14 protein-coding genes are annotated in these 13172 nt (G+C 73.9%); 5 read left to right on the forward strand and 9 right to left on the reverse strand.

Annotated features, from left to right (window positions below; all coding sequences use genetic code 11):
• Positions 1 to 164 precede the first annotated feature (164 nt).
• From ACFC51_RS30885 to ACFC51_RS30905, 5 genes are all read right to left on the reverse strand, one after another.
• The gene (locus tag ACFC51_RS30885) at positions 165 to 1409 is read right to left on the reverse strand and encodes an ROK family protein (protein WP_376531994.1); all 1245 of its coding nucleotides are present in this window, start codon (positions 1407 to 1409) and stop codon (positions 165 to 167) included.
• Between the two features lie 64 nt (positions 1410 to 1473).
• Positions 1474 to 2772, reverse strand: coding sequence for a phytase (locus ACFC51_RS30890; RefSeq protein ID WP_376375691.1), 1299 nt, complete (start codon positions 2770 to 2772; stop codon positions 1474 to 1476).
• A gap of 172 nt (positions 2773 to 2944) precedes the next feature.
• Positions 2945 to 3583, reverse strand: a complete 639-nt coding sequence (locus tag ACFC51_RS30895) for a DUF305 domain-containing protein (protein WP_376375694.1) — start codon at positions 3581 to 3583, stop codon at positions 2945 to 2947.
• Positions 3580 to 4230 (reverse strand): DUF3105 domain-containing protein, encoded by a 651-nt coding sequence (locus ACFC51_RS30900; RefSeq protein WP_376531996.1) that lies wholly within the window; start codon positions 4228 to 4230, stop codon positions 3580 to 3582. The genes ACFC51_RS30895 and ACFC51_RS30900 overlap by 4 nt, the downstream gene beginning before the upstream one ends.
• A 114-nt stretch (positions 4231 to 4344) precedes the next feature.
• The gene (locus ACFC51_RS30905) at positions 4345 to 4776 is read right to left on the reverse strand and encodes a hypothetical protein (protein WP_376531997.1); all 432 of its coding nucleotides are present in this window, start codon (positions 4774 to 4776) and stop codon (positions 4345 to 4347) included.
• A gap of 62 nt (positions 4777 to 4838) precedes the next feature.
• On the opposite strand from ACFC51_RS30905, the gene ACFC51_RS30910 reads away from it, so the two are divergent.
• Both ACFC51_RS30910 and ACFC51_RS30915 read left to right on the forward strand, forming a co-directional pair.
• Positions 4839 to 5759, forward strand: coding sequence for a phospholipid scramblase-related protein (locus ACFC51_RS30910; protein ID WP_376531999.1), 921 nt, complete (start codon positions 4839 to 4841; stop codon positions 5757 to 5759).
• A gap of 40 nt (positions 5760 to 5799) precedes the next feature.
• Positions 5800 to 6405, forward strand: coding sequence for a GNAT family N-acetyltransferase (locus tag ACFC51_RS30915; RefSeq protein ID WP_376532001.1), 606 nt, complete (start codon positions 5800 to 5802; stop codon positions 6403 to 6405).
• On the opposite strand, the gene pcaD is transcribed toward ACFC51_RS30915, so the two are convergent.
• The 4 genes from pcaD to pcaH are packed head-to-tail and all read right to left on the reverse strand — an operon-like array spanning position 6393 to position 10232.
• Positions 6393 to 7550 carry a 3-oxoadipate enol-lactonase gene (gene pcaD, locus ACFC51_RS30920; protein WP_376532003.1) on the reverse strand — a complete coding sequence of 386 codons (1158 nt, stop codon included), beginning with the start codon at positions 7548 to 7550 and terminating at the stop codon, positions 6393 to 6395. The two genes, ACFC51_RS30915 and pcaD, sit on opposite strands and share 13 nt — an antisense overlap.
• On the reverse strand, positions 7547 to 8875 hold the full coding sequence (gene pcaB, locus ACFC51_RS30925) for a 3-carboxy-cis,cis-muconate cycloisomerase (RefSeq protein WP_376532005.1): 1329 nt from the start codon (positions 8873 to 8875) through the stop codon (positions 7547 to 7549). The genes pcaD and pcaB overlap by 4 nt, the downstream gene beginning before the upstream one ends.
• A complete protein-coding gene (gene pcaG / locus ACFC51_RS30930; RefSeq protein WP_376375713.1) occupies positions 8875 to 9447 on the reverse strand; it encodes a protocatechuate 3,4-dioxygenase subunit alpha in 573 nt (190 codons plus the stop codon). The genes pcaB and pcaG overlap by 1 nt, the downstream gene beginning before the upstream one ends.
• Positions 9447 to 10232 (reverse strand): protocatechuate 3,4-dioxygenase subunit beta, encoded by a 786-nt coding sequence (gene pcaH / locus ACFC51_RS30935; RefSeq protein ID WP_376532007.1) that lies wholly within the window; start codon positions 10230 to 10232, stop codon positions 9447 to 9449. The genes pcaG and pcaH overlap by 1 nt, the downstream gene beginning before the upstream one ends.
• A gap of 169 nt (positions 10233 to 10401) precedes the next feature.
• Here pcaH and ACFC51_RS30940 point away from each other — a divergent pair, with 169 nt between their 5' ends.
• From ACFC51_RS30940 to ACFC51_RS30950, 3 genes are read left to right on the forward strand one after another with little or no spacing between them, the layout of a single operon-like run.
• Positions 10402 to 10869 carry a MarR family winged helix-turn-helix transcriptional regulator gene (locus tag ACFC51_RS30940; protein WP_376375716.1) on the forward strand — a complete coding sequence of 156 codons (468 nt, stop codon included), beginning with the start codon at positions 10402 to 10404 and terminating at the stop codon, positions 10867 to 10869.
• Between the two features lie 57 nt (positions 10870 to 10926).
• Positions 10927 to 12630: an FUSC family protein gene (locus ACFC51_RS30945; RefSeq protein WP_376532009.1), complete on the forward strand. Its 1704-nt coding sequence runs from the start codon at positions 10927 to 10929 to the stop codon at positions 12628 to 12630.
• Positions 12627 to 13133, forward strand: coding sequence for a MarR family winged helix-turn-helix transcriptional regulator (locus ACFC51_RS30950; RefSeq protein ID WP_376375722.1), 507 nt, complete (start codon positions 12627 to 12629; stop codon positions 13131 to 13133). Before ACFC51_RS30945 ends, ACFC51_RS30950 begins: the two co-directional genes overlap by 4 nt.
• Positions 13134 to 13172: the final 39 nt, after the last annotated feature.

A 13172-nucleotide genomic window follows, 5' to 3' on the forward strand; every position in this document is an offset into this window, starting at 1 on the left:
CCACCGCCTACGAGACCTTCGACCCCACCACCGCAGCAGAACGCTCCATGGCCTTCGAAGCCCTCGACCAGCTCGCCATGGAACACCTCCTGGGCGTCCGCTGACCCACCCCCCGGAGCACCCGGCACCACCACCGGGCGCCCCGGACGGTGGCGGAACCGCCGTCAGACGTCCACGGGCGGGGCGTAGGCGACCGGGTCGGCCAGCACGTCCTGCACCACCAGCGCCGCCGCGCCCCGTGCCGCGTCACCCGCGACGGACGACGCGCGCAGCCTGCCGCCGTTCCTCGACCAGAGGCCGGACACCACGCGGCCCGTGAGTTCCGCGTCGGCGGGCGGGGAGAGCCACGGCATCAGTCCGCGGTATATCCCGCCCAGCACCACGGCGTCCGGGTCGAACAGATTCACGGCTCCGGACAGCACCTGCCCCAGCATCCGGCCGGCGTCGGCCACGGCGGCCAGTGTCACCGGGTCGCCCGCCTGCGCCCGCCGCTCCAGCTCCATCACACCGGCGGCCCCGCCCTCGCCGATGCCGGCCGCCCGCAGCAGGGCGGACTGGCCGGCGTACTGCTCGAGGCAGCCGCGCGAGCCGCACCGGCACTCCGGGCCGGTGGGATCCACCACCACGTGCCCGATCTCCCCGGCGAAACCGTGCGCTCCGCGCAGCAGTTCGCCGTCCAGCACCAGGGCTCCGCCGACGCCGATCTCGCCCGTCAGGTAAAGGAAGCTGCGTACGGTGTCGAGCCCGCCGAACCACAGCTCGGCCAGAGCCGCCAGATTGGCCTCGTTCTCGGACCGCACGGGCAGGGGCGCCGTACCGGGGCGCAGGCCGGCGAGTGCGCCGGCGAACAGCTCCTCGGCGGGGACCTGGTTCCAGCCCAGGTTCGGCGCCTGGCGCACCGAGCCGCCCGAGACGAGTCCGGGCAGCGCGAGGGCGGTACCGACCGGGTACAGCTCCTGTTCCCGCGCCGAGTCGAGCGTGCGGGCAGCGATCCCGGCCGCCCGGGCCAGGACCTCCTCCGGCGGGGCGCCGCGGTTGTCCAGGTGCTCGGTCTGCCGCACCCGGCCGGTGCCCGCCAGATCCACCACGCACACCGACACGTAGTCGATGTTGATCTCCACCCCGAGCCCCGCGGGCCCGGTGCGCGCCACTTTCAGGGCCGTGCCGGGGCGCCCGGCCTGCCCGCTGAATGTCTTGCCCGACTCGGTGACGAAGCCGCTGTCCAGCAACTGCTCGACCAGGGAGGACACCGCGGCCCGGGTGAGCCCGACCCGTGCGGAGACCCCGGCGCGCGTGGCCTCGCCGGCCTCGCCCTCGTCCCGCACGGCACGCAGCACCAGGCTCAGGTTGTGGCGGCGCACGGTGTCCTTGTCGGCCTTGGACCCCAGGGGCGCGAGGTAGCTCTTCATGTCGTCGACGAGCCTATGCGATGCCCCCGGGGACCCGGCCCGCGGCAGGAGACCGTACAGCCGGCTACAGGTGCGCCGCGTCCTTCACCGCACGGAGGTCGACGAACTTGAAGCCGGTCGCCTCCCGGCCCTCCCCGCTCCCCGACGCCGACGTCTCGTGGCCGTCCTGGACCACGAGCAGCCCGTGCGGGTAGCGCGCCCCCAGCGGCTCGTTCAGCACATCGGCGCCGTCGCACTCCTCGCTGCCGTCGAGGTCCGCCGACACGGCGCCGACACGGAAGCCGCCCTCGTACGCGTTGCGCTCGGAGATCTCGCGGTCGTACAGCGCGAAGCTGTCGTCACCCTGGCCGGACGCCATGAGGTGGCCCTCGCCGCCGGACTCCTCGACGAGGGTCAGGCCCTCCACGTCGGCCGCCAGCCGCCTGCCGCCGAACCCGGGGTCCGCGCCGGGCGCGCACTCCTCGGTCTCCGGGTCGTACGTCCCCGGTACGCCGTACTCGCGGACCTTGTCCACCAGGACCGGGCGCCCGTTCAGCCCGGCCGGAAGCCGCCAGATGCCTACGTCCTCCTGACCCGCGTAGAGCGTGCCGTCCGCCGGGTCGACGACCATGCCCTCGACCTGGGGCAGCTCACCCGGCTCACCGCACGGCGTCCACGCGGTGCCGTCCGGGAGCCGGAAGGAGGAGGGGAGGGAGAGGGTGCGCACCAGCCGGTAGCCCACCGTGCCCGCGGCGGTCGGCCGCAGTTCCAGGAGCGCGAGGTCCGTGGTGTTGCGCCGGCTGACGAGCGCGTACGAGCGTCCGGAGGAGCGGTCCTGCCAGGTGGCCAGCCCGTACGCGGTCCGCTGCTCGTTGATCTCCGCCTGGCCGGCGGAGAAGACCGGGGCGGCGCCGGGATCGGTGACGTCCTTCAGAGGGCCGCCGGGCTGCGAGGGGTCGACGCGGTAGATGCGCAGACGGTCGTTGCCCCGGTCGCTCACCACGGCCACGTCGGCCCGGCCGGCCGGGGTGCGGAGACCGGTCACGAGGTCGACGTTGTTGAACCTGCCCGGCGCGTCGTCCTCAGTGGCGGGTGCCGGCGCGGGGACCGACTGGACCAGGCGCGCGCCGAGGTCGTAGACCCGCAGCCCGCCCTCCTTGGCGGTGGCCACGACCAGACTGCGCCCGGGGGCGGCGTCGTTGCGCCAGATCGCCGGGTCGTCGGCGTTCGCGTTGCCGCCGGCCTCGTCGTCGTACAGCGCGGCCGTCTCCGCCGTCGCGCCGACGACCGGGAGCGAGCGGGCGTGGGCGGGGGACAGTGTGACGAGGGTGAGGAGCGCCGTACCGAGGAGGGCGGTGGCCGCCGGGCGAGGGGAGCGGTGCATGCGCACAGTGCTTCCTGTCGTGAGAGGGACATGTCCATGACTCATCGGGAAGTGTCGGGCGCGGGGGCGGTGCACCGGTGTCGTGCCCATGAGGACGACAAGGGCGCCAGGTGAATTCGTGGTGTCCTGGGCCTGGTGCCACCGGGCCCAGGACACCATGTGCGGCGAGGGGTCAGGGCTTCGCGCCGCGGGCCGTGAGCATGTCCGCCATCAGCGAGATCTCCGACTCCTGCGCCCGGGCCATGCCGGCGGCCAGATTCCTGATCTCGTCCGTGCCGGCCGAGCCGGCGGCCGCCCGTGCCATGTCGGCGCCCGTCCGGTGATGGACGGTCATCAGCTGAAGGAACAGCACCTCGGCGGCCCTGCCCCGCGCCGCGCGGAGCCCGTCCAGCTCGGTGTCCGTCGCCATGCCCGGCATGAGGGAGCCGTCGGACGGGACGGCGGCGTGCCCCATCCACTCCATCGGCGGCCGGTCCGTGCTCTTGGGCCTGCCCCAGGACTCCAGCCATCCCAGCATCATGCCCCGCTGGTTGGCCTGGGTGTTGATGATGTCGTAGGCCAGCCGTCGCACGGCCTCGTCCTCCGTGCGGTCCCGTACGAGGAACGCCATCTCCACCGCCTGCTGGTGGTGGACCGACATGTCCCGCGCGAACCCCACGTCCGCCGAGCTCTCCGCGGGAGCCGCCCCGGAGCCGGACGGGGAGGCCGCCGAGGGGCGTACCACCATCAGGAGCACGAGCCCCACGGCCACCACGAATACCAGGGCCCCGGCCCACACGAGTGGGCGGTGGGCCCGCGCGGACGCGGTCACCCGGCCACCCCGCCGGAGCAGGCGGCGCCCGGCTCGGGGGTCTGCGCGCCCTGGACGTACTTGGTGAAGAACTGCGCGACACGCGCGTCGGTGGCGCTCTCCACGGTGAGCTGCCTGCCCCAGGCGCTGAGCATCAGCGGGTCCTTCTGGCCGGCCACGGGGCTCATCAAGGAGTAGGGCGTCTTCGCGACGCGCTCGGAGAGCGCCTTGACGTCGGCCTCGGCCGCCTTGTCGTTGTACGTGACCCAGACGGCGCCGTGCTCCAGGGAGTGGACCGCGTTCTCGTCCGGTATCGCCTTCGTGTAGACGTCGGCGTCGCAGTTCATCCAGACCGGGTCGTGGTCCCCGCCGACGGGCGGGTTCATCGGGTAGTCGACGGGCGTTTCGACGTGGTCCTGGGTCAGGTCGTCCCAGGACTTCTCGCCGGTGACCGGCGAGGTCCTGGCCTGCTCCTCGGCCTTGTCCTGCTCGTCGGCGGCCGAAACCAGGTAGCCGCCGCCGGCGACGAGGCCGGCGAGCACGACGACGGCCGCGGTGATGGTGACGACGCGGCTGCGGCGCTCGCGGGCCCGCTCCTTGCGGCGGGCCTCCTCGAGTTTGGCGCGGCGCGCGGCGGCAGGGGTGTTCCGGTTCTTGGCGGAAGCCATGTCAGGTCCTCGGGATCAGCGGATCGTGTGCGCACGGGGCGCCGCACGGGGAACGGGCACACGGAAGGCCGCCTCCGGCGCATCGTCGGCGCGGAGGGCGGACCCGGGGCGGGCCTAGATCCGTTGGACCTGGAGACGGAGCCGGTCGACGGCGCCCACGCCGTCGACGGACGGGCCGCGGATGGCGGCGCCGCCGGTGAGCGGCGTGGTCCGGAGCGCCGCCGAGGGGCCGGGCAGGGCGGCGGGAGCGGGGTTGCCCGGAAGGACGACGGCCGTCGAATGGTCCGTCGTCCCGTGGCAGGAGCTGCCGGCACCGTGCTCGTCGGGGGCGTCGGCCACGACGACCGGGGCGACCGCCCCCGGTACCGGGGTGAAGGTTCTGACCGCGCTCCCGGAGGGCGTCCCGGCCGGAGCCGCGGCCGCTGCGGCGGGGGAGCAGCAGAGGAGCACGGCGACGAGCATCAGCGCCCAGCCCAGCACGGCGGAAAGGCCCATGCCGCTCCGCCGTCGGTCCGTCCGTCCGCTCGCTCCGGTCATCGCCGCCATCGTAGATGGTGTGTGAACCTTCAATGAGTTCGGCCCGCGGTTCGGCAGGATAGTGTGCCCCGGTGACGACGCAATCGAACGTACCTGCGGGCTGGCACCCGGACCCCCACGGCGCGCCCCACCTGCTGCGCTACTGGGACGGCTCCCGCTGGACGGAGCACACGCACCCGGTCGAGGGACAGGCGCCCGCTCAGGCCGCAGCGCCCGTTTCCGGCCACGCGCCTGCCGCGCAGCCGCAGGCCGCGGCTCCCCAGCAGCAGGCGGCTCCCCAGCAGTTCGCCCCGCAGCAGCAGGCGGCTCCCCAGCAGGGCGTTGCGCCGCACGGCGTTCCCCAGCAGGGTCTTCCCGTGCAGGGTGCTCCCCAGCACGGTGTGCCGGGCGCCGGATCGCTGTTCGACCAGCAGGTCCTGGTCGTGAACCAGAAGGCCAAGCTGATCGAGGTCACGAACGAGTACCGCGTCTTCGACCAGCAGGGCAACACCGTCGGTTCGGTCGTCCAGGTCGGCCAGAGCGCGCTCCGCAAGGTGCTCAGATTCGTCTCCAGTATCGACCAGTACCTCACGCACCGTCTGGAGATCCGCGACGCGTACGGGCAGCCGCAGCTGCTCCTGACCCGGCCCGCCAAGTTCATCAAGTCCCGGGTCGTCGTGCAGCGTCCGGACGGCCGGCCCGTCGGCGAGATCGTCCAGCAGAACGCCATCGGCAAGATCAATTTCGCCATGACGGTCGACGGGCAGCAGGTCGGAGCGATCAAGGCCGAGAACTGGCGTGCCTGGAACTTCGCCATCGTCGACCACAACGGCGCCGAGATCGCCAGGATCACCAAGACCTGGGAAGGCCTGGCGAAGACCATGTTCACCACGGCGGACAACTACGTGCTGCAGATCCATTACCAGCTCCCCGAGCCGCTGTTGAGCCTCGTCGTGGCGACGGCCCTGACCGTCGACACCGCGCTCAAGCAGGACGCCCGCGGCCTCGGCTGATCACCGGGGGACGCGCCGGGCGTCTGGCAGGATGACGGGCATGCCGAGACTGGTGCCTCCTCACATCGCGCCGGGACAGCTCTCCTCGTCCCCTCAGCCCTCGCTCCCCGCCGGGGAAGGACTGCTGGTGCGGCCGTGGCACCCGGCGGACGCGCCGGCCGTCCTCGCCGCTTTCTCCGATCCCGCGATCCAGCACTGGCACATGCTCAGGGCCGACTCCGAGGAGGAGGCCGCGTCCTGGATCGAGCAGTGGACGTCGGCCTGGTCCACCGAGACCGACATCCACTGGGCGATCGTCCGGCCCGGCGCCGGGGGGCGTGACGAGGTGCTCGGGAGGATCGCGCTGCGCGGCCTGATCCCGTCGGTCGGCTACGCCGAGTGCGCCTACTGGGTCCTTCCTGCCGCCCGAGGGAAGGGTGTCGCTCCCCGGGCGGTCGGCACGGTGCAGCGGTGGGCCCTCGACGAGAAGACCGGCTTCGAGCGCCTCGAACTCGTCCACTCGCTGGCGAACGAGGCGTCCTGCCGCGTCGCGACCAAGGCCGGATTCGCGCTCGAAGGCACACGCCGGCGCGGAAATCTCCACGCCGACGGGTGGCACGACATGCACGTCCACGCCCGGGTCCGGGGGGACGGTCAGCCGGGCTGAGGCCCGTCCCGCTCCGGCTCCGCCGCCTCGGAGAGCACCCGTCCGGCCACCGCGAACGCCGCGTTCGCCGCCGGGACCCCGCAGTAGACCCCCGTCTGCAGGAGCGCGGCCCCGATCTCCCGCGGGCTGAGACCGTTGCGTACCGCCGCCCGGACGTGCATGGCCAGCTCTTCGTGGTGGCCGTGGGCGACCAGGGCGGTCAGGGTGATCAGGCTGCGTTCGCGCCGTGACAGCGTCGGGTCCGTCCAGATCTCGCCCCAGGCGTAGCGGGAGATGAACTCCTGGAAGGGGGCGGTGAATTCGGTGGTCGCCGCCTGTGCCCGGTCCACGTGGGCATCGCCGAGGACCTCGCGGCGCACGGCTGTGCCGCTCCCGCGTTCCCGGGGCGCGAAGTGGGCACGCAGCGCCTCCCGTACGGCCTCGGGGCGCTCGGCCGGAGCCAGGTGGGAGGCGTGCGGCAGTTCGGTCAGCGCGGCGCCCGGGACGGCGTCGGCGATCTCCCGGGCGTGCGCGGGCGGCGTGGCCGGGTCCTCGCGTCCGGCGACGACCAGGGTCCGTGCCCGTACCCCGGGCAGTTCCGGCCGCAGGTCGTAGTCGGCGAGCACGTCGCAGCACGCGGCGTACGCCGACGGGTCGGTGGCCAGGAGGTCGTCGAGCAGCCGGGGCTCGGTGAACCCGGGTGTGAACCAGCGGCCGGCCGCGCTCTCCGCGACCCTGCCGAGTCCCTCGGCGCGCACCAGCGCGGCCCGCTCCCGCCACGGCCCCGGGTCGCCGAAGTGGGCGGACGAACAGACGACGGCCAGGCGGTCGACGCGTTCGGGGTGGTGGACCGCGAGCCAGAGACCCACGGCCCCGCCCAGCGAGACCCCGGCGTACGAGAACCGCTCCAGCGACAGCGAGTCGGCGAGAGCCAGGACCAGCGTGCCCAGGTCGGCGATCCGGGCACCGGGGCCGATGAGTCCGGCGGGCGATCCGCCGTGCCCGGGGAGGTCCCACCGCACGACCCGGTGGGCGGCGGAGAGTTCGGGGGCGACCCCGTCCCAGAGCGCGGTGGAGGTGCCGAGCGACGGACCGAGCAGGAGCGGGGGAGCGCCCGCCGGTCCTTCGGCGTGATGGTGGAGGAGATGGTCGGGTGTCGTCGTCATCGGCGCTCCAGAGCGCGGTCGGTGAGATGCCCGGCGCAGCCGGTGTACCGGGCGGGGTCGGTCAGTTCGGTGAGATCCAGGCCCTCGAAGGCGGGCTCGCCGGAGAGGACCTCCGCCAGCGGTCTGCGCTCGGCGCGGGCCAGGGCGGCGGCCTCGGCGAGGATCTCCGCGGCGCGGGCGCGGCCGACCCGCCCGGCGGCGACGGCGGCCAGCCGCTCCGAGACGATCAGTCCGCCGGTCAGCCCCAGGTGGTGGTACATGGCCTCCGGGAACACCGTGAGGCCCTCGGCGAGTTCGGCCGCGTCCCTCGCGGCGCCGCCGACCAGGCGCAGCAGGTCGCGCAGGGGCTCCCACTCGGCGTGCCAGGCCCCGGCCGGCCGCTCGTCCTCGGCGGCGAGCGACCCGTACAGCGTGGCCGCGGCCCCGGGCGCACGCCGGGCCGCCGCGGCGATCAGGGCGGCACGGACCGGATTGGCCTTGTGCGGCATCGCGGACGACCCGCCCCCGGACCCCTCGGCGACCTCGGCGATCTCGGTGCGGGAGAGCGTGAGCACATCGGCCGCCGCCTTTCCGAGCGCACCCGCGGTGAAGGCGAGGGCCCCGCCCAGGTCGGCGACCGGGGTGCGCAGGGTGTGCCAGGGCAGCAGCGGCTCGGCCAGGCCCAGTTCCTCCGCGTACGCCGTGACGAGAGCGAGTGCCGCCGGGCTCCCCGCGTCCGTGGCGAAGGCGGCCAGCGTGCCTGCCGCGCCGCCGAGCTGGACGGGGAGCGTGCCGCGCACGGCCCGCAGCCGGTCCCGCGCGTCGAGCACCAGCGAGCGCCAGCCGGCGGCCTTGAGGCCGAAGGCCGTCGGCACGGCGTGCTGGGTCAGGGTGCGGCCGGGCATCGGCGTGTCGCGGTGGTCCGCCGCCAGCCGCTCCAGCGCGTCGGCGGTCCGCCCCAGGTCGTCGAGGACGAGCGCCAGGGTCCGGGAGGCCACCAGCATCGCCGCCGTGTCGAGGATGTCCTGACTGGTCGCGCCCCGGTGGACGAACGGCCGCACCTCCTCGCCGACGGCCGCCGACAGGGCGGCGACCAGCGGGATCACCGGATTGCCGCCGCCCCGCGCGCGCAGCGCCAGCTCCCGTACGTCGAAACGGCCGGCGTCCGCCGCCTCGGTGACCGCATGCCCCGCGTCCGAGGGAGCGAGCCCCGAGGCGGAGCAGGCCCGGGTGAGCGCCGCCTCGGCGTCCAGGAGCGCCTGGAGGAAGGCGTGGTCGCCGGTGGCGGCCTCGGCCGCCGAGCCGGCCCGTCCGGGGGCGAGGAGCCCGGCGTCGTTCTCGTGCATCAGCTGAACTCCAGGAAGACCGTCTCGCCGGCGCCCTGGAGACGGATGTCGAAGCGGTAGGTGCGGGCGTCCGTGCGCGCCGCGATCAGTGTGGCGCGCCGCTCCGCGTCCAGCGACTCCAGCAGCGGATCACCCGTCTTCGTGCCCTCGTCCAGCAGATCGGGGAGGTAGACGCGGGTGTAGAGGTGGTGGACCAGGCCGCGGGCGAAGACGGCCGCACAGATGTACGGGGCTCCGCCGGGCGGGAGCGTACGCACGAACCAGTGTCCTGCCGCGTCCGTCGGTGCCCGGCCGAACCCGGTGAAGTCCACGCCGTCGCGTCCGATCACCTTGCCTGTCGCGGGGTCGTGGCGGAGCGTCCCCGGGAGCCCGGTGCGTGATCCGTCGGGCGCGGGCTGCCAGGTCTCGACGATCGCGTCGGGCACGGGGGCGCCCAGCCCGTCGAGCACGCGGCCGTGCACCGTGACCGTGCCGGGGTGCCCGGCCGGGGCCACCTCGCTGCCGCCGGGGAAGGGCAGGGCGTAGCCGTAGAAGGGGCCCACGGTCTGGGAGGGGGTGGGGGCGTGGGACATCAGGCGTCGCCTTCTTCCTCGGTCCAGGTGGCGCACGGTCCGTCCAGGACGATGTCCCAGCGGTAGCCGAGGGACCACTCGGGGACGGACAGGTCGTGGTCGTACGCCGATATGAGCCGCTCGCGTGCGGCCTGGTCGGTGACGGAGCGGATGACCGGGTCGTAGGGGAGGAGCGGGTCACCCGGGAAGTACATCTGGGTGACGAGTCGCTGGCTGAACGACGTGCCGAACAGCGAGAAGTGGATGTGCGCGGGGCGCCAGGCATTGGTGTGGTTGCGCCACGGGTAGGCGCCAGGCTTGACGGTCGTGAAGGAGTAGCCGCCGTCGTCGTCGGTCAGGCAGCGTCCGAACCCCGTGAAATTCGGATCGAGGGGCGCCGGGTGCCGGTCGAGCTGATGGGCGTACCGGCCGGAGGCGTTGGCCTGCCACAGCTCGACGAGCTGCCCCCGCACCGGCCGGCCGGCCCGGTCCAGCACCCGGCCGGTGACGGTGATCCGCTCCCCGAGGGGCTCGCCGTCGTGCTGCGCGGTCAGGTCGCGGTCCAGCGCCGTCACATCGGTGACGCCGAAGGCGGGCCCGGACAGTTCGACCGCCTCCGGGTCGCGCACCGGGACGAGGGAGCGGTGCGGGTGGCGGAAATGGCTGCTGCGGTACGGGGGGTAGTCGCGCGGCGGGTGGTGGACGCCCGGCTCGGCCGCGGCGTGGGCCCTGGCCACCTCGGAGTCGATCTCCCGCTGGGTCATCCCGTCGGGCAGGGGAGCGGAAGGAAGGTCACGTGCAGTCATGTCGCGGCTCCGTGAGGTGCGGATAATGCTCAGTGCACTGAGTAAAATGCGATGGCCATGAAGCTATCCAGGGCTTGTCGTGATGGTCAATACCCTCAGTACACTGTGTATCTTCGGCCGTCCGGTCGGATCGCGGGCGGCCCAGGGCCGACGGAGAGAGGACAGTTCCGTGCAGGCGGTCGACCTGAGCACCCACCCCGGGCACCTGGCCCGGCGCCTCCAGCAGGCGCACCACCTGCTCTGGAGCACGATGGTCTCCCAGGAGATCACCTCGCCCCAGTTCGCCGTCCTCAACGCCCTGACCGCCGAACCGGGCCTCGACCAGCGGACGGTGGGGGAGCGGGTCGGCCTCGACCGGTCCACCGTCGCCGAGGTGATCACCCGGCTGCTGCGCCGGGAGCTGCTGGACAAGGTGCGCGATCCGGGCGACGGGCGCCGTTTCCTGCTCCGTCTCACGGGCGAGGGCGTCCGCACCCACCGGCGGCTGGCCCTGCGCACGGTCGGGATGAACCAGGTCTTCCTCGGCCCGCTCTCGCCGGAGGAGCAGCAGACACTCTTCGGTCTGATGCGCCGGGTGGCGGACGCAGCCGAGGCGTTCCGGACGCCGGACGAGGCGAGGGCACCCGCAGGCCCCTGAGTGCGGGCCGCCCGGGCGTATATGTTTTACGTGTGTAACACCTGTTAAACTCTATGGGTGAGTGAGACAGCCGTGCGAACCCGCAAGCCATCCGTCCGCAGACTGCCGATCGCGGGTACCCTGCGGCTGAAGAGCCCCGCCGAGATCTGGTATAAGCCCGCCCTGAGCGTGGTAGTCGCCTCGGCCGTCCCGAATCTGCTGCTCCACTCCCTCGACCGCCTCGACCTCATCATGTACACGATGGCGGGTTCGCTCTGCGCGCTCTACGGGCACAACCTGCCGTACGCCCGCCGGGCCCACACCGTCCTCCGCGTGATCCTCGGGATGGCCGCGGGACTGGCGGTCTCCCTGGTCGCCGCCTCGCTCACCGACTCGACGGCCGTGCTGATCGCCGTCGGGGCGCTGCTCGCGGCGGTGCAGAAGACCTTCTGCGACGCGACCCGCATCGGCCCGCCCGGCAACGTGATCTTCGCCTTCGTCACCTCGGCCGCCCTCTTCGCCCCGCAGGAGCTCGGGCAGGTGCCGGGTCACCTGGCCCTGATGCTGGCCGCGGGAGCCTTCTCCTGGCTGGTCACCGCCGGTCCGGCCCTCCGGCGCAGGGAGGGGCCCGAACGCCTCGCCACCGCCCGCGCGCTCGACGCCGCCGCGGCGTACGCCGAGGAGCCCGGCCCCCGGACCCGGCACGCGGCGGCGGCAGCGGTCCAGGCGGCCTGGCAGTCCCTGCTGGCGGCCGGCCGCCCCACCCCCGTACGGCAGGCGCTCGAGCGGCTGGTCGTCCATGCCGAGCGCGCCCTCGCCACCACGACGGCCGGCGGGCACGCCGACGCCGCCGGCCCCGAGGGGCTGCGCGGCTGGGCGGAGGAGACCCGGGGCCGCGGTCCCGTCCCGGACCCGCCGCCCGCTCCCGGCACGGTCGAGCAGCTCTTCGGCATCGACGCCGAACGGGCCGGGCAGCGGATGCGGCGGGGGCGCCGCGAAGCCCGGCGCAGGCTGCTGCGCACCCTTGGGCCGGGCTCCCCGGTGCTGCCGGTCGCCGTGCGCACGCTCGTCGGCTGCGCCCTGGCCGGCTACGTGTCCTCGGCGCTCGGCGTCGGCCACCCGTACTGGGCCATCGTCACGGCGGCCTCCGTCTACCAGCCCAATCTCAGCCTCTCGTGGAGCAGGGGGCTCCAGCGGACGGTCGGCAACCTTCTCGGTGTGCTGGTCTTCGCGGCCGTCCTCCCGCTCGCCCGGGTCAGCCCGCTCGTCCTCGTGCTGTGCGTCCTCTTCTTCAACTTCGCCGCCGAGGCCCTGATCACCCGCAACTACTGGCTCGGCTCGGTCGCCGTCACCCCGATGGCCCTGCTGATCCTGGAGTTCGGCGGGTTCCAGCCCGCCGGGCAACTCGTGGCGGACCGCGCCCTGGACACCCTCGTCGGCGTCGCGGTGGGCTTCCTCGCCGTGGTCGCGGTCACCAACCGCCGGGCGTCCGGCCTCGTGGAACGGGCCCTCGCCGCAACGGAGGACGCGCGCGAGCGCGCGGAGCGGTCGGTCGCCGACCCCGCCGCGGATCCCCTGGCCCTCGAAGCGGCGCGCAGGCGGCTCACCGCCTCCCTCGTCGAGCTGCGCGACGCCAGTGACGTCGCGTCGGGCGAATGGTGGCAGCGCGCCCTGCCGGAGGAAGAGCTGCTCGCCGCTGAGCAGGCAGGACACCGTACGCTCGCGGCGACAGCACAACGGCAGGGACTGATCACCCTGCCCCCGGCGAACGGAGCGGTGTGACCGACGACATCGTGGCCTCGGTGGTACGGCAGTGGCAGGCCGTCAACCCGGGGCTGGACACGGGACCGATGGAGCTCATCGGCCGCATCAACCGCTGCGCGGCCCTCCTCCAGCAGGCGGAGGACGCGCCCCTGCGCGCTGCCGGTCTGACCCGTGCCGAGTTCGATCTGCTCGGCGCGATGCGGCGCACCGACCGCGAGCTCACCCCGGGCGAGCTCGCCCGCGAGACCTTCTCGTCCGGGGCCGCCGTCACGAAGCGGCTGCGCGTGCTGCAGGAGGCCGGCCTGATCGGCCGTCGCAGCGACGACAGGGACCGCAGGGTCGCCCATGTGGGGCTGACGGAGACCGGCAGGGCCCTGGTCGACCGACTGCTGCCCGAACAGCTCGCCTACGAGCGGTCGGTGCTCTCCGGGCTCGACGAGGAGACGCGCAGCGGACTCAGCGGGCAGCTCGGCGAGCTGCTGGTGCAGCTGGAGGGCCGGCTCGGCGGCGGCCGTCGCTGAGGAGACGACGGCCGCCCGGCAGGGGGCGCCGCCGGCCCG

It is taken from the genome of Streptomyces sp. NPDC055962 (assembly GCF_042270185.1).
GTDB lineage: Bacteria > Actinomycetota > Actinomycetes > Streptomycetales > Streptomycetaceae > Streptomyces.

What these genes read in the sequence shown, in the direction of transcription:
- ACFC51_RS30885 (WP_376531994.1), bottom strand. Translation starts at nt 1,409, where the DNA reads ATGAAGAGCTACCTCGCGCCCCTGGGGTCCAAGGCCGACAAGGACACC.
- ACFC51_RS30890 (WP_376375691.1), bottom strand. Translation starts at nt 2,772, where the DNA reads ATGCACCGCTCCCCTCGCCCGGCGGCCACCGCCCTCCTCGGTACGGCG.
- ACFC51_RS30900 (WP_376531996.1), bottom strand. Translation starts at nt 4,230, where the DNA reads ATGGCTTCCGCCAAGAACCGGAACACCCCTGCCGCCGCGCGCCGCGCC.
- ACFC51_RS30905 (WP_376531997.1), bottom strand. Translation starts at nt 4,776, where the DNA reads ATGGCGGCGATGACCGGAGCGAGCGGACGGACGGACCGACGGCGGAGC.
- ACFC51_RS30915 (WP_376532001.1), top strand. Translation starts at nt 5,800, where the DNA reads ATGCCGAGACTGGTGCCTCCTCACATCGCGCCGGGACAGCTCTCCTCG.
- pcaD (WP_376532003.1), bottom strand. Translation starts at nt 7,550, where the DNA reads ATGACGACGACACCCGACCATCTCCTCCACCATCACGCCGAAGGACCG.
- pcaB (WP_376532005.1), bottom strand. Translation starts at nt 8,875, where the DNA reads ATGCACGAGAACGACGCCGGGCTCCTCGCCCCCGGACGGGCCGGCTCG.
- pcaG (WP_376375713.1), bottom strand. Translation starts at nt 9,447, where the DNA reads ATGTCCCACGCCCCCACCCCCTCCCAGACCGTGGGCCCCTTCTACGGC.
- pcaH (WP_376532007.1), bottom strand. Translation starts at nt 10,232, where the DNA reads ATGACTGCACGTGACCTTCCTTCCGCTCCCCTGCCCGACGGGATGACC.